Here is a 23,354-nt window from a genome sequence, read left to right as displayed (position 1 = left end):
CGCCCGCGCTGCCGACGGCCCGCTACAGCTCCTCCCCGTGGCCCCCCAGCCGCTCCTCCAACTGGTCGAGCAGGTCGACGGCGGCCTCCGCGATGACCGTCCCCGGGGGGAAGATCGCCGCCGCGCCCGCCTCGCGCAGGGCCGAGAAGTCCTGCGGGGGGACGACCCCGCCGACCACGACCATGATGTCCTCCCGCTCCAGGGCGGCCAGCTCCTCGCGCAGGGCCGGCACCAGGGTCAGGTGCCCCGCCGCCAGCGAGGACACGCCGACCACGTGCACGTCGGCCTCCGCGGCCTGGGCGGCGACCTCGGCCGGGGTCTGGAACAGCGGACCGACGTCCACGTCGAAGCCCAGGTCGGCGAACGCGGTCGCGATGACCTTCTGGCCGCGGTCGTGGCCGTCCTGCCCCATCTTGGCGACCAGGATCCGGGGGCGGCGGCCCTCCGCCTCCGTGAACTCGTCCACCCTCCGGCTCACGCGCTCCATGAGCCCGGCCGCGTCCGCGCTGCCGGCGGCCTCGTTCCTGTACACACCCTGAATCGTACGGATCTGCCCCGAGTGGCGGTCGAAGACCTTCTCCATGGCGTCGGAGATCTCGCCGACGGTGGCCTTGGCGCGTGCCGCGTCCACGGCCGCGGCCAGGAGGTTGTTCGTCAGGGACTCGTCCGCCCTGGACTCGCGTCCCGCCGCCTCCGTGAGGGCGGCCAGGGCGCGGCGCACCCCGTCCTCGTCCCGCTCCTCGCGCAGGCGGCGCAGCTTGTCCAGCTGCTGGGCGCGCACGCTGGAGTTGTCGACCTTGAGGACGTCGATCTCGTCGGCCGTGTCGGGGCGGTACTTGTTGACGCCGATCACGGGCTGGCGGCCCGAGTCGATGCGCGCCTGGGTGCGTGCGGCGGCCTCCTCGATGCGCATCTTGGGCAGACCGGCGTCGATCGCGGCGGCCATGCCGCCCGCGCCCTCCACCTCGCGGATGTGCGCCCACGCCTTCGCCGCCAGCTCCTGGGTGAGGCGTTCGACGTAGTAGCTGCCGCCCCACGGGTCCACGACCCGCGTGGTGCCGGACTCCTGCTGGAGCAGCAGCTGGGTGTTGCGGGCGATCCGCGCGGAGAAGTCCGTGGGCAGGGCCAGGGCCTCGTCCAGGGCGTTGGTGTGCAGCGACTGGGTGTGCCCCTGGGTGGCGGCCATCGCCTCCACGCACGTGCGGGCCACGTTGTTGAACACGTCCTGGGCGGTGAGCGACCAGCCCGAGGTCTGGGAGTGGGTGCGCAGGCTCAGCGACTTGTCCCCGGTCGCGCCGAGGTCCCTGACCAGGCGCGCCCACAGCAGGCGCGCGGCGCGGAGCTTGGCGACCTCCATGAAGAAGTTCATGCCGATCGCCCAGAAGAACGAGAGGCGCGGGGCGAAGGCGTCCACGTCCAGCCCGGACCTCCGGCCGGCGCGGATGTACTCGACGCCGTCCGCGAGGGTGTACGCCAGTTCCAGGTCGGCCGTGGCCCCGGCCTCCTGCATGTGGTAGCCGGAGATGGAGATGGAGTTGAAGCGCGGCATCCGCTGCGACGTGAACGCGAAGATGTCGGAGATGATCCGCATCGAGGGCTGCGGCGGGTAGATGTAGGTGTTGCGGACCATGAACTCCTTGAGGATGTCGTTCTGGATGGTCCCGGACAGCTTCTCCGGGGGGACGCCCTGCTCCTCCGCGGCGACGATGTACAGCGCCAGGACGGGCAGCACCGCCCCGTTCATCGTCATGGACACGCTCATCCGGTCCAACGGGATGCCGTCGAACAGCTGGCGCATGTCGTAGATGGAGTCGATGGCCACGCCCGCCATGCCGACGTCGCCCGCCACCCGGGGGTGGTCGGAGTCGTAGCCGCGGTGGGTGGCCAGGTCGAAGGCGACGGAGAGCCCCTTCTGCCCGGCGGCGAGGTTGCGCCGGTAGAAGGCGTTGGACTCCTGGGCGGTGGAGAAGCCGGCGTACTGGCGGATGGTCCAGGGCTGGTTGACGTACATGGTCGGATACGGGCCGCGCAGGTACGGCGGGATGCCGGGGAGGCCGTCCACGAACTCCAGGCCCGCGCGGTCCGCGGAGGTGTACAGGGGTTTGACGGCGATGCCCTCGGGGGTCTCCCACTCCAGGGCGTCCGCGGCCTTGCCGGTGGCGGACTCGACGGCCTCCCGCCAGGCGGCGGGAGCGGTGGGGACGGCGCCGGACGGTTCCGGGGCGACGGCGGAGAAGTCGGGGATCATGCGTGCGCCCCCTGGGCTTTCGCGGGTGGAACGGGCGGCTCGGTGGCCAGGACGTCGACCAGGTCCGTGAGCAGGGCGACCGCGTCGCAGCCCCGGTGGGCGAAGGCGTCCACCCCGGCCTCGCGGTAGGCGTCGCGCGGCGGTCCCGCGAGCAGCACCCTGCGGGCCCCGGCGCCCTTCAGCGCCCGCGCGACCGCCTCGGCCTGCTCGCCGTACACCCTGTCCGAGGAGCAGATCACCGCGACCCTGCACCCGGAGGCGGCGAACGCCCCGGCGGCGGCGTCGGCGTCGGCCAGCGGTCCGGGTTCATGCACCCCCACGCCGCCCGCGGCGAGGAGGTTCGCGGTGAACGACGCGCGGGCCGTGTGCGCCGCGACGGGCCCGAGCGTGGCCAGGAACGCCGTCGGACGCGTCCCCGTCCTCGCCTCCTGGGCATCGCCGCGGTCCCGCAGCGCCTCGAAGTCCGCGGCGTACCGGCGGACCGGGAACCAGGTCCCGGCCACCGCGGCCGGGTCGGGCTCGCGGACCAGGCGCTTCTCGGCCGGGTCGGGGTACTCGCTGACCCCTGTCAGCGGCGCCCTCCGGTGCGCGAGGTCGCGGCGGCGGCGCTCCCACACCTGGTCGACGCGCTCGCGCAGCGAGCCGTCCGCGACGGCCTCGGCCGCGCCGCCCGCCGCCTCGAGCTCCTGGAAGAACTCCCAGCCCGTCCGGTACAGGTCTCCGGTCAGGGCCTCCACGTAGAACGAGCCCCCGGCCGGGTCGATCACCCGCGCCAGGTGCGACTCCTCGATCAGGAGCGACTGGGTGTTGCGGGCGATGCGGCGGGCGAAGTCGTCCGGCAGGCCCACGGCCGAGTCGAACGGGGCGACGGTGACCGCGTCCGCGCCGCCGACCCCGGCCGCGAAACACGCCACGGTGGTGCGCAGCATGTTCACGTGCGCGTCGCGGCGGGTCATCATCGCCGCGGACGTGGCGGCGTGCAGGCTCATGGAGCGCCGGCCGGCGGGCACCCCGCTGGCGGCGAGCACCTGGTTCCACATGCCGCGGACCGCCCTCAGCTTGGCGATGACGCTGAACTGGTCGGCGTTCGCAGCCAGGCGGAAGCCGATCCGGGAGGCCGCCTCGGCGACGTCCAGCCCGGCCGCGTGCAGGGCCCGCAGGTAGGCGGTGCCCGCGGCGATCGCGAACCCCAGCTCCTGCGCGTCCGAGCCGCCCGCGTTGTGGACGAGGGTGCCGTCCGCGACGAACAGGCCCAGGCCGGGACGCTCCCGGGAGAGTTCGGCGGCGAGGCGGGCCGGGTCCATGACGTCGGGCCGCTCGCCCGCGCGCGCCGCCACGGTCAGGGGGTCGATACCGAGGTGGGAGACGATCCGGCCGTCGGGCACCCCCGCGTCCGCGTGCGCGCCGAGCAGCGCCGCCGCGGCGTCGGCGTGGTCGGCGCCGGGTTCCAGGACGACGGGCGCGAGGTCGAGGTGGACGTCGGCGAGGGCCTCCCCGAGCGCCGGGGGCGGCAGGCCCGCGCCGCCGACGGCGATCCACAGCGAGCCGACACCGTTCATGAGGTCGGCGTGCAGCCGGCGGCGGAGGACGGCCGGGTCGGCGTCGGTGTGGCGGGCGCGGATGTCCCAGCCGTCGGGCCCACTGCCGCCGGGCCGGTAGCCGCGGGTGAAGGGGGGCAGTCCCGGGAAGCCCGGGTCCGCGGCCGGGGGCTCCGAGGTGTAGAGGGGCTCGATGTCGAACCCGTCGTAGGTGTGCGTGGCCAGCGCCGACTCGGGTGCGTCGGCGAGCTTCTCCTCGGGGACACCGCTCTTGCGCAGCACCCCCGCGACGAGTTCCCGCCACCTTTGTGGGGTGGCGTCGGGAAACCCTTCGGCCAGGTTCGGGGCGCCGGTTCCGGCGGCCCCGCTCTCAGGGACGTCCATACACCGGATGGTAGAGAACCGCGTTCGGTCGCGGGGCCCCGGGGCCCGTGCCGGGCGTGTCCGCGCGGCGGCCGGGTGCTGTGCCCGCGCCCGCACAGCTGGCGGGCGAGGAAGCGCCCGGCCCCGCGGCGGAACGCACCCCTGTTCGCGGGGCCGACGGCGGCGCCCCCTCGGGGGCCGAATGCCCGGCGCGGGCTCCGCGGGCGGGCGGCCGGGAGGAGACCGCCGTCGGTAGCATGACGCGCGTCACACGGCGTCCCGCGCGGCCGCCCCCCGCGGTCCGCGGGACGGAACACGGAGGAGACCCAGTGAAGACCCGCGCCACCACCCTCACCGCCCTCGCGGCCGTCGCACTCGCCACGGGATGCTCCGCCGCCGACACCGGCGGCGCCGGGAACGCCCCCGACGGGGAACAGGTCTCCGGTAGCCGGCTCGACGAGATCCTGGAGAGCGGCACGCTGCGCGTGTGCACCACCGGCGACTACCGGCCCTTCACCTACCTCGACCCCGCGACGGACGATTTCACCGGGATCGACGTCGACATGGCACGCGATCTCGCCGACGACATGGGCGTGGAGGTCGAGTGGGTCCGGACCAGCTGGGACGACCTGATGGGCGACTTCCTCAGCTCCTGCGACATCGCCGCGGGCGGCATCTCGATCAGCACAGAACGCGCCCGGCAGGTGTACTTCTCCGCGGCGCTCATGGAGGACGGCAAGACGCCCATCACCCTGTGCGAGAACGTCGACGACTACCGGACGATCGAGCAGATCAACCAGCCGGGCGTCCGCTCGATCATGCCCAGCGGGGGGACCAACGAGGTCTTCGCCGAGGAGCACTACCCCGAGGGGGAGCTCATCCGCCACGACAACAACACCGTCTTCGAGGAGATCATCGCGGGCAACGCCGACGTCATGACCACCGACGCGTCCGAGACGCTCTGGGCGGCCAACGAGCACGAGGAACTGTGCGCGGTCCACCCGGACGAGCCCTTCGACTACTTCGAGAAGGCCTTCATGCTGCCCCTCGGCGACGAGGTCCTGAAGCACTACGTCGACCAGTGGCTGAACATCGCCCTCAACGACGGCACCTGGGACGGGATCGTCGAACCGTGGTTCGGCGAGGACGTGGAGCTCTGACCCCGGCGGCCGGGGCAGCGCGCCCGCGCCCGGCCCCAGGGGCGCCGGAACGCCGGGTCCCACGCCCTCGGCCGCCCCTCCGGAGGCCCGGTCGTCCCGCCCCGGACCCTGTGCGGGAGCCCGGTAGCCTACCCCCGTGCCCTTCACCCTCAGCCACGTCGCGGCCGTGCTGCCCCTGGCCCGCACCCGGCTCCCCCCGGCCGCGCTGGTGGTCGGTTCGGTCGTGCCCGACCTGCCCTACTACCTGCCGCTGCCCCTTGCCGCGACGACCACGCACGCGCCCGCCGGGCTGTGGCTGGACGTCCTGCTCGGCGGCGCCGTGCTGGCGGTGTACACGTATGCCCTCCGGCCCCCTCTGCACGCCCTGGCGGGCCGGGGACCCGCGCCGGGGCCCGGCGGGACCGGAGCCGGGCGGCCGGTACACGCGGCGGCCCTCGCCGCGGCCGCCCTCGCCGTGGGCACGGCCACCCACATGGCCTGGGACTCCTTCACCCAGACCGGGGGCGCCCTCGTCCGGGCCTGGCCGGTGCTGAGCGCACAGGTCGTGGGTCCGCACCTGCTCTACAACGTGCTCATGTACGCGAGTTCCGCCCTGGGCCTGGCGGTCCTGGCGTGGTGGGCGTGGCGGAGGCGCGGTCGGGTCGGGAAGGGGGACGCCTCCCCCGGAGCGTGCGGCCCCGGCACGGAACGCACACGTGGCCTTCCCGCACCGCGGGTGCGCACTGCCGCGCTCGCCGCCGTCGCCGTGTGCGCGGTGGCGTGCGCCGCACTGAACGGCCTGTCCGAGCGGGCGGCGGTGAGCGGCTACGACCTGGTGCGCTGTCTGCTCGTCGGCGCGGTCACGGGCACCGCGCTCGGTCTCACCGCGTGGACGGCCGCGTGGTGGGGGCGGTTCGTCCCGGCGACACGGGCGGGAGGCCCCTGACACGGGAACCGCCCCTCGTGCGGAAGCCCGTTCGGGGGAGCCGCCGTGCCGGGGTCAGCCGCAGTTGGTGCCGGTGCGGACGCCCCAGCTCCCGGTCGCCTCCGCCGCACCGCCGTCGAACCAGACCGCGACGGGCAGCGAGTCCCGGTTGCCCGCCACGGCGGCGCCTCCGACGGCCGCCCCCGCGAGCAGGAACAGGGCCGCGGCGACGGCGAGCACGGACCACGCCCCGGAACGCCGTCCCCGGGAGGTCCTGCGGGAAACCGTGACCTCGCGCTCCTGCGGCATGTGCACACCGTGCCAGCCCGCGTGGAGCGTGGTGGCCACGGCGTCACCCGCCCCCTGCGGCCGGGTGACCGGGGTTCCGCCCAGGTTCGCCGCCGCCATCACCCCGGTCACGAGGGCCAGGGCTCCGGGCCTGCGCCCGGCGTCCTTGGACAGGGCCCGCCGGGCCAGGTCCGCGAGCGGCCCGGAGAAGCCCTCCATGTCGGGTTCCCCGCTCAGCACCCGGTGCGCGACGGCCGCCGGGTCGCCGCCGCCGAACGGGGGACGGCCGGTCGCCGCGTAGGCCACCGGGGCGCCCCAGGCGAAGATGTCGTCCGCGGTGCTGATCGGCTCGCCCCGGTAGTGGGCCGGGCTGATCCAGCCCGCCGACCCCAGCAGCGAACCGGTGCGGGTGAGCGCCGTCTGGTCCAGTGCCCGGGCGATGCCGAATTCCAGGACCCTCGGGCCCCCGGGGGACAGGATGATGTTGGCGGGCTTGAGGTCGCGGTGCACCACCCCGGAGGCGTGGATCTGCGCGAGCGCCTCGGCGATGCCGACGGCCAGGCCGTATCGGAGGCCCTCCGGCAGCGGCCCCCTGTTCTCCTTCAGGTACGCGGAGAGGGTGAGGCCGCGGATGAGCGGCGGGCCAGCCACGGCTGCTCCCCGCGGGTGTCGGCGGCGAGCAGGGGGACCGCGCAGGCGCCGCCGACCCGCGAGAGCATCTCCACCTCGCGGGCGAAACGATCCCGGAACTCCGGATCCGCCGCGTACTCGGGGTGGACGACCTTGACCGCGACGAGCTCGCCGTCGTCGGCGCGGGCCGCGTACACCACACCCATGCCCCCGGCGCCCAGCCTCTTGAGCGGCGTGTAGGGACCGACCGAGGCGGGGTCCTGGGGCAGCAGGTTCGTGGCCGTCGCCGGAAGCGACGCGGAGGGGCGTGCGGGAGACATGGTGGCTCACAGGTGAGGGTGCGTGGGGCCGGGATCGACGCTTCGGAGGCAGGGGGCGTCGGAGAATCAACCGGACAAGGCATCTTGGCGCCGCGCCCGGAGCGGCGGTACGGCAGGGCGTTTCCACCTGCGAGAAGAGTCCTGTGACCGGGGCCGACCGGGCCGCAGGGCGCGGGGCGGTCCAGGGCCCGTACGTCGCACGGCGCCCTTTCGGCCGGTCCTGGCGCCGTGTTAACATCCCGCCCGTCTCGAAGGCCGGTACCGTCTCCCGGACCGGTCGCAGAGCCGCCTGCTCTCCCTGCTCCGTTGAGCGCCTGACGCACATCGACGACTTCGCAACAGGAGAAACCCGGCATGGCCACACGCAAAGAGATCAAGGACGAGCTGAAGAGAATCCAGGAGCAGAACGCGCCCACCTCCCTGGCCGCGCACCTCAAACGCTCCGTGAAGTCCGTCGGGCAGAGCGACCTGGGCAGCAGCGGGGCGAGTGCGAGCAGGAGCCAGAAGTCCGGCAGGCTGTCCCGTAAGAAGGGCAAGAGCGCATAAACGCCCGTCGGGCCTGAACGGCGCGGGCCCGGCGGGGAAACGCCCCGCCCAGGCCCGCGTACGCTCGCTTCCGGGTGAACAGGCCATGCACTAGGCTCACCCACGCACCACCGGGGCTCACAGGGCGCGTCCTCGCCCCGTCCCGCCCCCTCTCCCTGCTCCCGTCGGACGGGCCGGTGGTGTTCCGCCGTGCCCCCTCCCCAGGTCCCCGTGACGCCGGGGCGGAGACCGGAGGTCACGGGCTCCACCAGGAGGGACGCCATGAGTAGGACCAGCCGCCGCGAACCACCGCCGCCGTTCCCGGGCATGCGCGACCTGACGACGCTGTACTGCGGCAGGAGCGCACTCCTCTACCGCGCCGAACGCGAGTCCGACCGTGCCCCGGTGGTGGTCAAGCTGCTGGGGCGGGGTCCCGGCACGGCCGGGCCCGACGAGGCCGGGCTCTGGGACCGGCTCACCCCCGTGCCCGGTGTCCAGCCGCTCCTGTCCTCGGGAGTCACCGGGGCGGGCCGTGCGTTCGCCGTGACGGAGTACCGCGGTGAGGGCGACTACGCCCGCGCCCTGGCCGAGGACGGGCCGCTCGCGGTGGACGAGGTCCTCACCGTCGGCCGGACCGTGGCGCGGGCTCTGGAGGGCATGCACGAGCTCGGCCTGCTCCACCACGCGGTGACCCCGGCCAACATCCTCCGCGGGGCGTCCGGGCCGACCCTGACGGACTTCGGCTCGACCCTGCCCCTGGACCACCCGTTCCCGCCCGTGTACTACACGCGGGCGACCCTGGACCACGCCCCTCCCGAGGAGGTCGCCGGTTCCCGCCCCACCCCCGCGTCGGACGTGTACCGGCTGGCCTCGACCCTCTGGACCCTCCTGGCCGGGCACGCCCCGTTCGCCGGTCCGGGGCAGGAGGAGGCCGGCCCGCGGGAGTACCGCTCCCGGCTGCTGTCGGGCACGCCGCCTGAGATGGACCGCGAGGACGTCCCGGACCGGCTGCGCGCCGCCCTCCTCCGGGCGCTGGCGACCGATCCCGGGCAGCGGACGCCGACAGCCGCCGACTTCGGAGAGGCTCTGGAGCCGGGGCCGGCCGAGCAGGGCATCCCCGACGCGGACCTGGACCGGGCCGCCGCCGCTGCGGGGTCCGCGGACGACGGGCCCGAGGCGTCGGCGGTCGAGTCCGTCCCCCTCGCGGCGGCAGCGCTTCCCGCAGAGGCGGGCACCGGGGCGAGCGCGGACCCGGCCTCGGACGACGCCGGGGCGGAAGAGGTCGAACCGGAGACCGCGACCGGGACGACCGAACCGGAGTCCGGTGCGGAAGGGACGGCGAACGGGTCGGAGGTCTTCACCGAGGAGACCGTCGAACCCGACGAGGACACCGGCCACGGCCCGGACGACGACGGGTACACCGACGGCGCCTGGTACGACGACGATGACGAGGACGGCGCCTGGTACGAGGTCGACGACGTCCTGGGCGAACACGGGGACGGCGAGGCCCCGGACGGCGCCGGGGAACCGTCGTCGGCGGACAGCGGACCCGAGGCGGACGCACCCCTCGCGGCGGACAGCCCCTCCGGGACGCACGGGGCGGCCCCGGCCCCGGCGGCCGGACCGGGGGAGACCGGAGAGCCGGTTGCGGCGGCCGACCCGGGCGACGAGCTCCCGGACGGTTCCGAGGTGCACGAGGCGGCCCCGACCGTCCCCCCTGAACCGGTCGCGTCCTCCACGACCGGGCCCCCGTCCCACACCTCCTCGCCACCGGTTCCCGACCGCGACGAGCCGTCCTCGGACGCGGGGACCGGGGGCCCGGCGTCCGTCCTCCTCGACTCGTCCGCCCTTTCCGCTCCCACCCCGGTCCTCGGCCCCGGACGCGTCGGGGAGGCCAGCGGGGACCCGCACCCGGGCAGCCGTCCGCCGTCGGCGGAGAGGACCGCCCCCTCTCCCTTCTCCTTCGAGGCCATCACACGCGGGGCGGAGCCGCTGACCAACCGGTCCGCGCCCCCGGAGCGGACGTGGAGCGCCCCGAGCGCTCCCCGGACGTCACCCCGGACCGCCGACGCCGGCTCCGCCTGGACCGACGAGCGGCACGCGCCCGCGAACGCCACGGCGTGGGCCCCGCCCTCTCAGCCGGAGCGCCACCGCACTGCGGTGCTCCTCCCCGTCCTGATCGGCCTCGTCCTGGTCACGGTCGTGGCCGTCGGCGCGCTCCTGATCACCGGCCGGGACTCCGGCGCCCCCTCCGCGGAGACGCCTGCTCCGGCCGGGGGCGGAGGGGCCGCTCCGGAGGTTCCCGGGGGCGCCGCGGGAGGGGACGGGCCCGCGGAGGAGGCGGACCCGTCGGCCATCGCCCCGACGGGGGTGGAGGTCGCCGACGACCTCGTGGGCGTCTCGCTGTCCTGGACGGACAACACCGGCGGCTCCGCCCCGCACTTCGTGGTCGGCGGTCCTGTCGGGGCCCGCACCACGTCGATGGCGAACGTCCCGGCCGGGGCCTCCACCGTCGATGTCAGCGGCCTCAACCCCGAGGTCGAGTACTGCTTCCGGGTCGTCGCCGTCCGGTCCACGGACGTCATGGCCCCCTCGGAGGAGGTCTGCACCGACCGGGGCGCGGCGGGCGGCTGACCCCTCCCCGGGCCCTTCGGGGTGGGGACCGACGGCCCGCGCACGAGCCGTCCGCGCGGGCGCTTCTCACGTTCGGCCTGCGGGGCGGGGGTCTGCTGTCTTCGGCGACGCTTCTTCTCCAGGCGGGATCGGGCGGCGTCGGGGGCACTACGCTGCGGCCACCGCCTCGGTGACACGGGGCACGGCGGAGGCCTCGCGGTCGACGTGCTCCCACGCGGCCTCCCGCTCCGCCGGTCCGGCTCGCCGGGCGCGCCTCGCGTACCCGGCACCCAACGCGTCCGCCGTCTCCGCGAGCACGTAGTGCAGGACACCGTCCGGCACGGCCGCGTGGAGCTTGTGGGGACGTGCGGTCCGAGGAAGGTGACCACGTGGACCTCCGGGTGAGGGTGAGGAGGGATGCCGAGGGGCACCGACATCTCGGCGGTACGCCGACGCGGCTGGGCCGAAGGGGGCCCGACGCTGATGCGTCTTCTCCTCGCACCGCCAGAAGGACAACGGAAGACGAATACTTTGGTGCATTGATTCACCTTCATGCACTATTGACCGCACCCCTTCGCGTGAAGGACGGCGCGGCCCTCTCTGCCCCATGCCATCGAAGCAAAGCTGGGATTTCCGACACGCCATAGCGAACACGACTCGCGCACATCGCTGCCAGTGGCCGAGCGGAACACTTTCGCAACAACGGCTGCCACTGCGCGTGCGCGACCCATGACAACACGCCATGCCTCCATGCTCCACCCAAGTTCGCCCCCCGGCGCCACCCAATACCAGAACACAGAGACCAGGAAGGTGATTCGATCCCACCCAGCCCCTTGGAGTTATAAAAAAGTTACATTCGCCTTCTGTCCTTCTCTGCGGCGGGGGCCTAATCTGGTCCCCGACAACCACAGGCACAACATTTATTTGACCAAGAATGCGAGGACCCACGTGGGGGGCGGATGGTTTCTCGGGGCACTTCCCATCGCTTTACAGCTCATCGTCTGGTCGCATACCGTTTTTGGAGGAACCGCACTCACTCTCAGGTTCGCCATTACCTCGATGATCGACACGGCGACCACTCTCACCGACCGCGCCCTGCAAGACGTTCTGAAACCAAAGGATGCCGATAGGTTCTGGCCCGGAACAAAAACAAAAATAAAAGATATCGGCATCGTCCCCAAGAGCAAGCTGCATAAACTCGATATCGAGAAGGCCGAACTGGAGAACGGCCTCAAACCACTTCGGGGAGAGGCTGCAGAAATTAAGCTCCACGCCGATAATGCCAAGATTGAAGAATCACTCATCGAAACCACTTCCAAAAGATACACCAAAGCCCTCGGCGACATAGACAAGATCTCAAAGGGCTTGGGGTGGGAACCCATTGGCGGGAATAAGGAAACCACGACTCCACCCGCAACAAGGGCCCCCCGAAATCCGAATACAACGAGAGTGACTCGGGGAAATAGAAGATACCCCCTCCAAAGAGGAGGAAGAAGGCCCTGATCTCCCCCAAGGCACGAGAAGGGCACCCACACTTCTACAAGAAAAGACCTCATGGACTTCGGTGCGGAAATAATTATCCCTGCTGTCGCGATTTCAACCCTGGCAATTCAGGGCGCCATCCACTTCTTCGCCATGCGATTCGGAATCTATCTGCCAAGTCGAGATCGTCTTGAGAAGGAACCTGATTCCGACGAAGTTCTCCAGGCCCTCCTGCGTTGCAGGTCCCTCCTCCGAGAGAGGGAAGCAACCACTCGGCCCGAGCGCTCACACAATCCTGAAGGAGAATCTGAATCCATTCGACACGGACCATCGGAGGCCGAGAGGTCCAAGAAGTCGAAAACAGTTGAATCCAAGGCTGCAATAGCTGATTTCGCGACCATGACGCCCCCCGCGAAGAGGGAATACAGAGAAACCGCAGTCTGGCCATTTCTCATTCTCGCCATCACCGTTTCCGCCGCCCTCGGATTGTAGTAAGGATGCAACCCATGGTTTTGATCCTGGTCACCACCCTCCTGACCGTGGCGATTTCCCTACTCATTTGGGCTATTTCAGTCCAAGTGATAAACGCCCGCAGGAGGGCAGAGGTCAAGGAAAGAGATAATCTCCTCACGGCCAAGATGAGCCCCCTGAGGGCGGCCACGCTCCGGACTGACATAGCGGAACTCAAGAATGAGCCTCACGTACTGGCCTCCACCAACAAGAAAAACATCGCCGACCAGTTCCTCTCAAGCCAAAAAGGGAAATTGCATGCAAATGAAATCAAGCGAACACAAAGCACTTTGGATCCCGAGATCCAACGCTACGAGAAAGCCGGGATCATCTCCACAAATTTCATCATAAACACGAGCTTGGACTCCACGGAGGAGCAGCGAGCGGCCGCCAGTAGGTGGATCGCCGAAAAAACACGTCTGAGCAATTCCGGAGAAAGCACCCTCCCGGCCGACAATGAACTCAGGAAACTTGCCGAGGCCGGAATCGTCATCAAGCAGCACAGCGAGGGGCCGAACGCAGACCTGGTCGGCGCAAATAAACCAATCCTCGCGATATTCATCGCCACAGTAAACGATATGAACACCTTCGTCTCAGCCATGCTGAAAAAAGCACTGACAGATCGACCAAAACAATTGGAAGATATCGCCGAGAAGCACGGCATCACGCTTCCTTTCCAGCTGGCCCCGAACCAAAATACCCCCGAAGCGACCAAGAAGGAGGGCAAAATTACGGCCCTTGCGGTCGATCCTCAGCAAGCACTCCCGTCATCCGTTCCCTCTTATCTGGCTCCCGCCATAGGGGTCTCCGAGGCCGTGCAATCCCGATCGGCTCAGGAATCGGAGAGGCCCGCCCGGGGTCGACCGGCTTCCCCTGCCAAGACCAGGCCGACCAACGGCCAGACCTGAAGTCCCAGACAGGAACGGACCACCATGGTTCTCATTCTCTGCTTCCTCGCCGGTGCGTTCGTCTTCACCACCTCGTTCCGCAGAGTCGTGGAGTACAGACTGGACGCCCCTTATATCGTGGCCCGCCTCTCAGAGGATCGCGAGCGCACTCGCGTCGCGTTGGTCGGTCTCCGTCGGATGGACGCCCTGCTGGACGAGTGGAACGCTCCTGGGACGGGCCGGAACGACGCCACCGCGGCTCCAGAACGGCCGACGGCCGAGGAAAGGGTGAATCGGATCGAGGCGGAACTCTCCGACAGCCTCGCGGAGGCGGAACGGGCCGCCGACACCGTCCTGGCCACTCTGCCCCTTCGGGAACGTGTGAGGCCGTTCGTGCTGGTGGCGGACGTCTTGTTCCTCGTCATCGGGGCGGTACTGATGGTCGTCAGCCCGATCCTCGGTATCTCCACGATCCTCTGACCGGCCAGGCTGCGACCGGGCCCCGCCTCGCGGTGCTCGATCAGGGCCGGGTCGGGGGCAGAGGCCGCAGCCGGAGCCCCTGGTCCAGAATCTGCCCCAACAGGACCTCACACCCCGCAGCCCTCTCGCCCGGAGCGGCGGAGGAAGTCGGCACCGGACCGTCAGAGCAGCACCGCGACGGCCCCGCCCACGGCCACCCCCGCAAGGAGCACGGCGGCTCCCGCGCACGCGACATCCAGCCGCAGCGCCGAGGCCCGCGCCCGGTCCGAGCGCTCCCGACGGCCGGTGAACGCGGCACTCACCATCTCGACCCGCCGCGCCTCCTCTGCGTCCAGGTGCGCGAGGTCGCGGTCCAGGGCCGCGACGACCGCCACAGGGTCGGGGAGGTCGCCGTCCGCTGCCGTCCGTGCGCCGCCCGGGACGGGCGCTCCCGGACGGGCACCACCGCGTACGCCGCCCCAGGCAGCTTCCACCAGGGAGTACCGGCGCTCCAGCACTCCCCGCCGGAGTGCGAGAACCTCCTCCTGCTCCTCCGTGCCGAGCAGAGCCGCCGAGCGGTCGAACCGGTGGCCCAGCAACCGTCGGACCGACTCCCCGCCGACCCACGCGCACACCGCCACCACGGCGACAGCGACCATCAGGACGACCCCGTCACCCGCTTCCAGCGAGCCCATGACCGTTCCCTTCCTCTCGTCGCACCGCTTCCCGCCGGGCGTCGGCCCCACGGTCCCCTGCCGCGCCGGTGCGGCGCTGCAGGCCCTTGCGCCCCCGCACCGCCTCGGCCATGCTCCTCGGGCTGTCGGTGAGCAAGTTCCGACCGGACACCGCTCCCCGGGTGCGCTCGCGGATCCACGTCTCGTCGACGCGTCCGGCACGGTCCAGGCCCTCCCGGAGAGCCGTGGCCCGTTCCTCCGTGAACGCCGGGGCACGCAGGGGGCCGCTGATCCCGTCCTCGTGCCCGTTGACCCGGTACCACTCCAGTTCCTGGAGGTGACGCCCCACGACCGCGGCCTCCGCCCGCGCCGCGGCGGGAGAGCGGGAGGCGTCCACCACCGGGCCCGCGGCGGTGTCGCGGAGCAGACCGGTCTCCCGGAGGGCGCGGAGGAGTTCTCCCTCCCGGTCCAAGGCGGTGTTGAAGGACTGCGCCGCGCGCCGGGCCCTCTCCTCCGCCGCCGACTGCCGCGCCCGGAGGTCGTCCGCGGTCCGGTGCAGCGTCCCCGCCCTCCGAGCGCTCTCGACCTCGACACGAAGCCGGGGCAGCAGGGTCTCGGCCTCGCGCAGCCTCCGGTTGGCGGCGGCCCGGATACGCTCCGCCTCCGCCTCGACGTGCGCGACTCTTGCCTGTCCGCCCCGACGTGCCTTCTCCAGGCTCCTGCGGAACACGACGGCAGCGGTCGTGAGGACGGACCCGAGGACCGTCCCCGCCGCGATCAGCCACTCCACGGGCCGCTCCCCCCGGAATCCACACCTGCCGTCCCGGCCTCCCGGCTCTCCGCGAGGGGGGAGAGCGCGCTCCGGAGCCGTTGCTCGGCGGAGTCGGGTTCACGCCGACGGTCATCCTCGGCCTCGGCCGTACCGCCCCCCGGTGGCTCCGTGTCCGCGCCCGACAACGCCGCTGCGGTGTCGGACAATAAGTCGCGCCAGGCCCAGAGGTGCCCTTCGAACGCACCGAACTCCGCCGCACGTTCCAGCGAACGCCCGGCATCGGCCGTCAGCGCCTCCTCGGCAGTCCCTCCCGGCGAGTGCACGCCGCGATCCGGGTGCCGTCCGTTCAGGAACAGGCGCGCGGCGGCCAGGAGCGCGGCCGCGACGGCGAGTACCGCGGCGGCGGTCACACGCCCGCCCCCCGGCCCGCCGTCTTCGGGGGAGCGAGGCGCTGCCCACCCCGGAACGGCCTCGCCACTCCGCGGCGCACGCTCCGCAGGGCCCCGCGCACACCCCCGGGCCGGTCGAGCAGCACGAGCCGCCCGACGGCCCGCTCGGCATCGCCCAGTTTCTCGTAGTGCGCCTGGACCCTCTTCTCACGGGTGGCGGCCTCGTTCTCGGAACGGCTGACCCCCTGCGCGGCCGCGTCGAGCTCCTTGCTCACGGGGATGTCCGCGGAGCGGTAGGCGTCCAGAGCCGCCTGGAGGGCCGTCGCCTCGACCACACGGGGGTCCTGGGAAACCGCTAGGTCGTAGCGCTTGGCCTCCGCGAGCTGTTGATCCGCCTCGCCCCTCCCCTCCCAGCGGGCGCCGAGCGCTACCGAGGCGATGAGCAGGCCGGTCGCGCCGATGAAGGCGCTGCCGATCGTCAAAGCCGCTTGCAAGGGGTCCACCAGCACGCCTCCCGGTCCCGCCCCGCCGGTCCGTCGGGACAGGACCTGTCTACCGGCGCGGCCGGACGGGCCCGGCCTGTGCGGACGTCCGGGCGGTGACGCCGGGGTGAACTCTCCCCCGGACAGGAGGGAGGGGGCTCGCCGCAGGTGTGGGCGGGTCCCCCCGTTCCGTCACCGTGTTCGGGCGGCGGTCACCACTCGTCCTCGAACCAGCCCTCGGGGGACGGGTCGGCGGGGAGGGGGCGCGGGTCCTGGTGGCGGCGCGAGGTGCACTCTCGGAACGGCCCGTTGTCCCCGAGGATGATGCTCATCTGGAAGTCGAGGTGGTCCCGGTACCAGACCGCCATCCCGGTGCCGGCCTCCCACCGCAGGACCTCCCACGCGTGCCACAGCGCCTGGAAGCGCGACACCGCCTCGGCGTGCCGCCACCACTCCTTGCACCAGCGGAACTGTCCGCCCTCGGGGCGGACGTAGACCGGCAGGAAGCGCAGCCGCACGAACTCCTCGACGTTCTTGAACACGGGTTCCGGCGCGGGCTCGCCGTCGTCCTCCGCTCCGTCGTCCACCCCGGCGACGGCCGAGGTGACGTTCGGGGCCTCGCTGGTGAGGCCCCCGCCGACAGGCGCGGCATCCCGGGACTCCTCCTCCAGGAGGTCCGCTGCGTGGTCGTGGGGTTCGGTGCTCATCGTCGGGGCCCTCTTCGCGTTCGTGGTGGTGTCGGCGCCGTAGTGCCGTCGGGGTCAGGAGAGCGGGCGGGCCGCTCCGCCGGTCACCTGGCCGTGGTGGTCCGGGTGTGCGTGGTGGTGACGGAGTGGCGCCTGCGCTGTCCCTCGTGCACGGCGGTCAGCCTCCCCGCCGCGCGTTTCTGCTGGGCCCGGTTCGTGGGAAGGCTCGGTGAGTCGCCGGCCGCGGCGCGGGCCGCCTCGCCCCGCCTGTAGAGGACGCCCTGCGCGCGGGTTCGCGCGACACGGTCGCGCTTGTCCCGGCTCTCGCGCCGCTCGGCCACCCGGGCCTCCGGGTGGCGGGCCCCGTGACTCCCGGCCCCGCGACCGCTGGCTCGGGCCTCGCCCTCCCCGTTCTGGGCCCCGAGGGCACGCGCCTCGTCGGGGCGCAGGACGGCACTCCCGTTCTCACGCTGGGCCCGTCCCAGCTGGGCGCTGGTCACGGGGAGGCGGGAGTCTCCGAGGACCAGGTGCGGCCCCAGTGGCTCTGCGGCGTCGTGCGCCCGCAGGCCCCCCTTGGCCGCGTTGCCCGCGGCGACGGTCTCGGCCCGGTCGGGAAGGCTGTTCGTCGGATACCCGCGCGCCTGGTCCAGGGTGTCGAGCAGAGCGTCCCCCTGGGGGAAGGTGTTCACCGCGCCCGCGGACTCGCGTGCCCGCGCCACCTCCAGGTTCTTCCTGAGGTTCTCGCCCACCCCGGGCAGGTTCTTGTTGGCGGCCAGGTTGGCGTACATGTCACCCATGGCGGACTCCGGCAGCGCGCCGTTCAGTACGGCGACGGACACCGACTCTGCGTCGTCCCGGAGCTTGTTCAGGTCGGCACGGTTGTCCTTGAACCAGGGGACGGCCTTCGCCCAGTACTGCTCCATCGACTCCAGCGGACGGCCGTCGGCCTGCGGTGACGCTCCCGCCATGACGGAGTTGGCGTCGGCTCGGGAGCCCTGCTCGTGCCGATCCACGGAGTCCGCGAGCTGGGGATGCTCCTGGGCCAGCTTCTCGCGGAACCTGTTCTCGGCCTCCCTCGCCCCGGGCTCGTTGGAGTTGGCGGCGCTCAGCTGGTGCAGCGCCAGCTCACGGGGGTTCATCCGGTCCAGGTCCAGGGTCTCGTCGAGCCCGCGCCGCCACAGGTGCTCCGGGGGCGTGTCGGGATCGGGCCCCTGGTCCTGCATGCTGACGCGCGCGGCCTGCTCGATCCGCCCGGAGTGGTAGTCGGCGCGCAGCATCTCGTCCACGTCCTGGGGGCGCGTGTTCGCCTGGACCTCGCGGACCCTCTGGACGTCGACGCCCAGGACGTCCGCGACCAGGCGGGCGTCGGCCTGGCGGAGGAGGCCGAGGCCGCCCATCGCGACCTCGGGCAGGTACCCGACGTGCTCCTCCGCGAAGAACTGCTCACCCCTGCTCTGGCTGCTGCGCTTGCGCAGGAAGTGGAACACGCTGCCCCTGGCGAGCGCCCCCGCGTTGCTGATCCCGCCGGGGCCGACGGAGGAGCTGATCGCCGCGAGGAACAGGGCCTCGGCGATGTCCTTGTCCCCGCCTCCGCCGGACTCCGGGCCCGAGGGCGTGAGGAGTTCGGTGAGCCGCGCGCGGTTGCGGCGCAGCTCGTCGGCCTTCTTTCCGCTGATCTGGCCCTTGGGCCGCTGGGGGCTCATACGGTCCTCCTGTCGGGTGGGGTCACGGGGTCGCTGTGCCCTTCCGGCCGACCGTGCGGCCGCTCTGGACGTGGTGGGGCGCGGGGGCGGTGGCCGGGCGGGCACGCCTGGCGCCCACGTTCCCGATCCTGCGGGAGCGCAGAGAGGGCCTGGTGTTCTGCGTCGGCCCGGAGGAGGAGGGGAGACGCCCCACGCGGGTGCTCTGGGCCGGTTTCATCCGGGAGGACCGCAGATCCGGGCTCGCGGGGTCCGCCGCCTTCATCTCCCTCTCGAACTGCTTCCGCTGGCCGGACGCCTTCGCGGCGTCCCAACGCAGGATCTCCTTCGCGTCCTTCTTCGGCACCTTCCGGTCCTTGGCCAGGCTCTGGAGGTCCTTCACACGGTCGGCGATCCCGTTGGTGTACGCGTCGTGGGCCGTTGTCGCGGCGTCGACGGCGCGGTCTCTGCGGTCCACGGCCGCTCGCACCTGCCCGTCCCGTTGCTGTTCGGCCGCGTGCGTCAGGACGGTGCTGTGCCGCGATGCGGCGAGGACCCGCACGACGCCGGCCTGCACCGCCGCCCGCACGTCCGCGTCCCCCCGGCTCATCGCCTCGGCGACGGCCTTCCTGCCCAGGATCCTCGCCCGTTCCACCTTCTGGGAGTTCCGATCCTTGGCCTTCTGCACGAGCGCCTCACCCTGGGCACTCGCGTCCCTGACAGCGACGGAACCCTTGCCGGCGGCGTCCGCGACCAGCTTGTCGCGCTGAGACTCCGCCCTGCGGATGTTCGCGGAGCCGGTTCGCCGGACCTGCGCCTTCAGACGTTCGGTGCGCTGCCGGGCGTTCGTGATCCGAGCGTTCCGCCTCTCCTGCGCCGCCGCCACGTCCTCCTTGGCCCGGGTCATCGCCTGATGCACCATGAGGGTCCCCGTCTGCTTCGCGGATCGCACCATGCCCTCGCCTCGGGCCCGTGCTCGGGCCACGTGCGCGTCGGCTCGGTGGACGACCTGCCTGAGACGTTCGTCCGCCCTGGCCTGGGCCTTCTTGGCCTGCCGGAGACGGGACCTGGTCCGCATCCGGGTGGGGATGAGCCCGTTGCGGATGCGCCAGCGGACGAAGCGGAAGGCGAGCCGTGCGAGCGGGCGGACGACGAGCATCATGGCCAGGCCTGTGACGGCCCGGAAGAGGGCCTGGGCAATCCGCACGAGGTAGTCCAGCACCCATGCGTTGAACCTGGTGATGGAGGAGAGCGCGGCCCCGGTCTCCGACGCCACGTCTCCGGCCCCGCCGGCGCTCTGGGGCGCGTCCGGGGCCGCGAAGGCCTTGTTCCGGTCGTGGGTCGTGGGCTGCTTGGCGGCGGGCTCGTTCCCCACCTGGGGAGGGGGCGGTTCAGCGGTGGCTGTCGGGGAGGCCATGGTCCCGCTCCTTGCCGGTCGGTGCTGCTGGGTCGAAGGTTCCGGTGCGCGCGGCGGAGGGCGTGTGCTCAGGCACCCGTTCCCCTCCCGCGCCGTCCCGCCGGACCCCGTCGTCGTGCCGCGGGCTGGACGGTGGTTTTGCCGGTGGCGGCCCCGGGCGCCCTCCCGGGCCGGTCGTGCAACGCGGGGCGGGGGTCCGGCACGGGACCGGTCACCGCGCGCGCTCCCGGCACGTCCGCCGCACGGGGCACGAAGGGGTCCCCCGTTCTCTGGCCGGGATCCAGGTGCACACGGCTCTTCAGGGCGCTCATCCGAGCTTCGTACTTGCGCCAGGCTTCATCCGAGGCATCCCTGTCCTTCCGGATGAACGTGTTGGCGTCCTGCGCCGAGGACCATCCCGGCTTGCCCCAAGTGCGCGCGAGCTCCGCGACATTCCTCTCGCGGTTCTCGATACCTGTGCGATGCCCTCTGTGCACCGCTTCTGCCTCCCTGACCACCTCGGCGCTCAGGACCTCGGCCTCGGGCGCTGACAGGGGGTTCTGCCTCCGCACGGCCTCCACGAAGCTCTCGGCGGAGATCCGGACGTCGTCAAGCATCTCTGTCGACCTCAGCAGCTCTCTCCGGATCACCAGCAGCCGCCTCTCGAGGACCTCGTTGAGGGGGGTGAGACTCCGCGGTAACAGCGAGTTCAGCGCTTTCGTCCTGCGATTGATGTCCGCCATGGTCCTTCTCCTCGTCCGCGCCGTTCAGGTCGGGCGCGTCGGTCGTCGACGCCTGTTCACACGGCGGGAGGCGTGTGCTCAGGCACTCGTCCCCTTCCGGCGCCGTTCCGTCGGATTCCGTCGTGCCGCGGGCTGGACGGTGGTTTTGCCGGTGGCGGCCCCGGGCGCCCTCCCGGGCCGGTCGTGCAACGCGGGGCGGGGGTCCGGCACGGGACCGGTCACCGCGCGCGCTCCCGGCACGTCCGCCGCACGGGGCACGAAGGGGTCCCCCGTTCTCTGGCCGGGATCCAGGTGCACACGGCTCTTCAGGACGTTCATCCAAGCTCGGTACACATGCCGGGCCTCCCTCGTGCCGGCCCAGTCAGTCAGGATGAAATCGTAGGCCTTGTCCGCCGACGGCATGCCCGGCTTCCCCCATGTGAACGCGAGCATCTCGAACTCCTCCCTGCGTTTCTCGATGCCTGAGCGATAGAGCCCGTACACCGCCTCCGCGTCCCCGACCACATCGGCGCTCAGGGCCTCGGCCTCGGCTGCCGACAGGGGGCTCTGATTCCGCACGGCCTCCAGGAATCTCGTGGCAGAGTCCCGGACCCGCTCGATCTCGACTTGCGCCAGTCGAAGATCGACCTCGATCCCCGACAGCCGCCTCCTGATGACCTCGTGGAGGGGGGTGGCCTCCCGCGGTAACAGCGAGTTCTGCACTCTCGTCCAGAGACTGATGTCCGCCATGGTCCTTCTCCTCGTTCTCGCCGATCAGGTCGGGCGCGTCGGTCGCCGACTCCTGTTCATGCGCCCCGGGGCGCGTCGTACCTCGCACGGGCCCCGGTGGTGATCAGCTCCTCGGCGTCCTTGATCGCCGCGGTGACCAGCCTGGCCCTGTCGGTCCTGTACCAGGGGCGCATGCGCAGGATCGTGGGCCGGGCGGCCGTGGCGAAGAGCAGGCACTCGCCCTTGTCGATCTGGCGGATGTCGGACCCCTGCATGATCTCCTGCCTGCGGAGCTGCACGGAGTGGTTGCCCTTGCCCTCCCCGTAGCTGAACGACGTGGTGGACACGTCGTGCTGGCCGATCAGTTTGGACAGGGCGTCCACGATCTTGTGGTCGTCGAGGCCGGCGCCGAACACCTTCACCGTGGCCGCGGACCACATCGCCTCCATGCCGTTCTCGGTCCAGACGCGCACGCCCTGCCGGTAGCTCTGGAGGATGGTGACCGGGACGATGCCGCGGGACCCCAGGTGGGAGTACATGTCGGGGAGGTCCGCGATCTTGCAGATGTTCGCGGCCTCGTCCAGGACGGCCACCAGGGGCGGGTCGAGCCGCCCGCCCTGCGCCTCGGAGGCCTCCTCCCCCGCCAGGAAGATCGCGTCGGTCAGGGCCGCGATGAGCGGCGCGGAGGCAGCGCGTGACTTGCTGAGGAGATGGAGCGTCTGCTTGCTGGTGACGAACGACCGCGGCTCGAACTCGGGGAGCGGCCGGTCCCCCGGAGGGGTCACCCACTCCATGATCCGGGGGTCGTCGAGGCAGCGCGCGGCCGTGCGGGCCGTGGTGTAGATGCCGTCACGGGTCTCCGCGACGATGTTCTGGGTCTCGCGCAGGGCCTCGGCGTAGGCGGTGAAGCCGTGCTCGAAGAGGACGTCCACCGGCTGCGGGAGCTTGGTGTCGTGCAGCCACTCCCCGACCGTGGACAGCGACCTGCCCGAGAGCGCGGCGGCGAGGATGAGCTGGGAGAGGAGCGCGCGGGCCGCGGGGCCCCACATGTCCTTCTTCGAGTCGTCGTCGATGGTGAGGACGAAGTGCCCGGCGAGGCGGTAGGCCTCCTCGACGCCGCGGACGTCGGTGAGGGGGTTCCACCAGAACTCCTGGCCCTGGTGGGTGACCTGCTGGGGGTCGAACAGCCACACGCGCTCGCCGGTCGTGTGCTCGCGGATCCGCGCGGTGGCCGACCACACGTCGGCCTTGTTGCTCGTGGCCAGCGCCGGTCCGGGCGCGTCCAGGACGTAGGGGATGGCCATCGCGGTGGTCTTGCCCGCGCGGGGGGCCATGAAGGCCAGGACGGTGTCCTCCCACGACGCGAAGAGTCTGGCGCCCGTCCGGTTCCCGTCGCCGCGCATGTCGCCGATGGTGAGGCCCACGTCCGCGTCCTTGAGCCCCCTGCCCCTGCGTCCGGCCAGCGAGGTCCTGCGCAGCCGCACCGCCTTGTCGGCGGCCTCGGGCCGGGCCAGCTCCGCGACCGTCTCGTTGTCCTTGTTGAGTGCGCCGATCGCGTCCGGCTGCCCGTACAGGGCGTTCCGGACACGGTGGAGGACCCACCAGAGGAGCGCCGCCGACAGCGCGGCGAAGACGCCGAACAGCAGGACGACGGGGAGGGTCGGCGTACCCGGCCAGACCGTGCCGGTGTCCCAGACGACCAGGGAGACGACCCACTCCATGCCGAACCCGCCGACGGTCCCGCCGGTCAGGGAGGCGACGATCCGCGCCGCCAGCCAGAAGAGGAAGAAGAGCCCCACCGTGCCCCAGAGGGCGATCAGTACCAGCAGGGGCGGCGCCCCCGCGGCGGCGGCCCCGCCCTTCACCTGGTACTTCGGGCGTTCACGTGACATGGTCGT

The 23,354-nt window shown here is 71.9% G+C and carries 23 protein-coding genes; 8 read left to right on the top strand and 15 right to left on the bottom strand.

The features are described 5' to 3' along the window. Nucleotides 1-22: 22 nt before the first annotated feature. Both scpA and OUQ99_RS02030 read right to left on the bottom strand, forming a co-directional pair. The gene (gene scpA / locus OUQ99_RS02035) at nt 23-2,248 is read right to left on the bottom strand and encodes a methylmalonyl-CoA mutase (protein WP_267947711.1); all 2,226 of its coding nucleotides are present in this window, start codon (nt 2,246-2,248) and stop codon (nt 23-25) included. Beyond that, nucleotides 2,245-4,170 (bottom strand): methylmalonyl-CoA mutase subunit beta, encoded by a 1,926-nt coding sequence (locus tag OUQ99_RS02030; protein ID WP_267947710.1) that lies wholly within the window; start codon nt 4,168-4,170, stop codon nt 2,245-2,247. The genes scpA and OUQ99_RS02030 overlap by 4 nt, the downstream gene beginning before the upstream one ends. 308 nt (nt 4,171-4,478) lie before the next feature. Between OUQ99_RS02030 and OUQ99_RS02025 the strand changes: the two genes are divergently transcribed. Next, nucleotides 4,479-5,309 (top strand): transporter substrate-binding domain-containing protein, encoded by an 831-nt coding sequence (locus OUQ99_RS02025; protein WP_267947709.1) that lies wholly within the window; start codon nt 4,479-4,481, stop codon nt 5,307-5,309. A 136-nt stretch (nt 5,310-5,445) separates the two neighbouring features. Then, a complete protein-coding gene (locus tag OUQ99_RS02020) occupies nt 5,446-6,234 on the top strand; it encodes a DUF4184 family protein (protein WP_267947708.1) in 789 nt (262 codons plus the stop codon). Between the two features lie 54 nt (nt 6,235-6,288). Here OUQ99_RS02020 and OUQ99_RS02015 read toward each other — a convergent pair whose 3' ends face one another. Both OUQ99_RS02015 and OUQ99_RS31555 read right to left on the bottom strand, forming a co-directional pair. Next, nucleotides 6,289-7,152 (bottom strand): serine/threonine-protein kinase, encoded by an 864-nt coding sequence (locus OUQ99_RS02015; RefSeq protein ID WP_346660230.1) that lies wholly within the window; start codon nt 7,150-7,152, stop codon nt 6,289-6,291. Beyond that, complete coding sequence (locus OUQ99_RS31555) at nt 7,104-7,451, bottom strand: hypothetical protein (protein WP_346660229.1); 348 nt, start codon at nt 7,449-7,451, stop codon at nt 7,104-7,106. Before OUQ99_RS31555 ends, OUQ99_RS02015 begins: the two co-directional genes overlap by 49 nt. Before the next feature lie 354 nt (nt 7,452-7,805). On the opposite strand from OUQ99_RS31555, the gene OUQ99_RS02010 reads away from it, so the two are divergent. Together OUQ99_RS02010 and OUQ99_RS02005 are read left to right on the top strand one after the other, a co-directional pair. After that, on the top strand, nt 7,806-7,997 hold the full coding sequence (locus tag OUQ99_RS02010) for a hypothetical protein (protein ID WP_267947707.1): 192 nt from the start codon (nt 7,806-7,808) through the stop codon (nt 7,995-7,997). Between the two features lie 261 nt (nt 7,998-8,258). Further along, complete coding sequence (locus OUQ99_RS02005) at nt 8,259-10,610, top strand: protein kinase domain-containing protein (protein ID WP_267947706.1); 2,352 nt, start codon at nt 8,259-8,261, stop codon at nt 10,608-10,610. Between the two features lie 147 nt (nt 10,611-10,757). Here the strand turns inward: OUQ99_RS02005 and OUQ99_RS02000 are convergent, their stop codons facing one another. Further along, the gene (locus tag OUQ99_RS02000) at nt 10,758-10,931 is read right to left on the bottom strand and encodes a hypothetical protein (RefSeq protein WP_267947705.1); all 174 of its coding nucleotides are present in this window, start codon (nt 10,929-10,931) and stop codon (nt 10,758-10,760) included. 582 nt (nt 10,932-11,513) lie between these two features. On the opposite strand from OUQ99_RS02000, the gene OUQ99_RS01995 reads away from it, so the two are divergent. Genes OUQ99_RS01995 through OUQ99_RS01980 form a run of 4 tightly spaced genes read left to right on the top strand, consistent with a single transcriptional unit; the run spans nt 11,514 to nt 13,948 of the window. Continuing rightward, nucleotides 11,514-12,092 carry a hypothetical protein gene (locus OUQ99_RS01995; RefSeq protein WP_267947704.1) on the top strand — a complete coding sequence of 193 codons (579 nt, stop codon included), beginning with the start codon at nt 11,514-11,516 and terminating at the stop codon, nt 12,090-12,092. A 51-nt stretch (nt 12,093-12,143) separates the two neighbouring features. Then, nucleotides 12,144-12,563, top strand: a complete 420-nt coding sequence (locus OUQ99_RS01990; RefSeq protein ID WP_267947703.1) for a hypothetical protein — start codon at nt 12,144-12,146, stop codon at nt 12,561-12,563. A 14-nt stretch (nt 12,564-12,577) separates the two neighbouring features. Continuing rightward, nucleotides 12,578-13,489 (top strand): hypothetical protein, encoded by a 912-nt coding sequence (locus OUQ99_RS01985; RefSeq protein ID WP_267947702.1) that lies wholly within the window; start codon nt 12,578-12,580, stop codon nt 13,487-13,489. A gap of 24 nt (nt 13,490-13,513) precedes the next feature. Then, nucleotides 13,514-13,948 carry a hypothetical protein gene (locus OUQ99_RS01980; protein ID WP_267947701.1) on the top strand — a complete coding sequence of 145 codons (435 nt, stop codon included), beginning with the start codon at nt 13,514-13,516 and terminating at the stop codon, nt 13,946-13,948. A 161-nt stretch (nt 13,949-14,109) separates the two neighbouring features. Here the strand turns inward: OUQ99_RS01980 and OUQ99_RS01975 are convergent, their stop codons facing one another. The 10 genes from OUQ99_RS01975 to OUQ99_RS01930 form a co-directional block, all read right to left on the bottom strand. After that, the gene (locus OUQ99_RS01975; RefSeq protein ID WP_267947700.1) at nt 14,110-14,622 is read right to left on the bottom strand and encodes a hypothetical protein; all 513 of its coding nucleotides are present in this window, start codon (nt 14,620-14,622) and stop codon (nt 14,110-14,112) included. After that, nucleotides 14,600-15,391, bottom strand: coding sequence for a hypothetical protein (locus tag OUQ99_RS01970; protein ID WP_267947699.1), 792 nt, complete (start codon nt 15,389-15,391; stop codon nt 14,600-14,602). Before OUQ99_RS01970 ends, OUQ99_RS01975 begins: the two co-directional genes overlap by 23 nt. Then, complete coding sequence (locus OUQ99_RS01965) at nt 15,379-15,783, bottom strand: hypothetical protein (RefSeq protein WP_267947698.1); 405 nt, start codon at nt 15,781-15,783, stop codon at nt 15,379-15,381. The genes OUQ99_RS01970 and OUQ99_RS01965 overlap by 13 nt, the downstream gene beginning before the upstream one ends. After that, nucleotides 15,780-16,244, bottom strand: a complete 465-nt coding sequence (locus OUQ99_RS01960; RefSeq protein ID WP_267947697.1) for a hypothetical protein — start codon at nt 16,242-16,244, stop codon at nt 15,780-15,782. Before OUQ99_RS01960 ends, OUQ99_RS01965 begins: the two co-directional genes overlap by 4 nt. A gap of 212 nt (nt 16,245-16,456) precedes the next feature. Further along, on the bottom strand, nt 16,457-16,951 hold the full coding sequence (locus OUQ99_RS01955; protein WP_267947696.1) for a DUF4913 domain-containing protein: 495 nt from the start codon (nt 16,949-16,951) through the stop codon (nt 16,457-16,459). An 83-nt stretch (nt 16,952-17,034) separates the two neighbouring features. Continuing rightward, on the bottom strand, nt 17,035-18,633 hold the full coding sequence (locus OUQ99_RS01950) for a hypothetical protein (RefSeq protein ID WP_267947695.1): 1,599 nt from the start codon (nt 18,631-18,633) through the stop codon (nt 17,035-17,037). 22 nt (nt 18,634-18,655) lie between these two features. Then, nucleotides 18,656-20,026: a hypothetical protein gene (locus OUQ99_RS01945; RefSeq protein ID WP_267947694.1), complete on the bottom strand. Its 1,371-nt coding sequence runs from the start codon at nt 20,024-20,026 to the stop codon at nt 18,656-18,658. A 68-nt stretch (nt 20,027-20,094) separates the two neighbouring features. Continuing rightward, nucleotides 20,095-20,748, bottom strand: a complete 654-nt coding sequence (locus OUQ99_RS01940) for a hypothetical protein (RefSeq protein WP_267947693.1) — start codon at nt 20,746-20,748, stop codon at nt 20,095-20,097. A 78-nt stretch (nt 20,749-20,826) separates the two neighbouring features. Beyond that, nucleotides 20,827-21,477 (bottom strand): hypothetical protein, encoded by a 651-nt coding sequence (locus tag OUQ99_RS01935; protein WP_267947692.1) that lies wholly within the window; start codon nt 21,475-21,477, stop codon nt 20,827-20,829. Between the two features lie 56 nt (nt 21,478-21,533). After that, nucleotides 21,534-23,348, bottom strand: a complete 1,815-nt coding sequence (locus OUQ99_RS01930; protein ID WP_267947691.1) for a type IV secretory system conjugative DNA transfer family protein — start codon at nt 23,346-23,348, stop codon at nt 21,534-21,536. Nucleotides 23,349-23,354: the final 6 nt, after the last annotated feature.

This window comes from Streptomonospora nanhaiensis, assembly GCF_026642255.1.
In the GTDB taxonomy this organism is placed as follows: Bacteria; Actinomycetota; Actinomycetes; order Streptosporangiales; family Streptosporangiaceae; genus Nocardiopsis; species Nocardiopsis tropica.
The sequence above is the reverse complement of the archived record's forward strand: the minus strand, read 5'-3'. Positions and strand labels throughout refer to the sequence as shown.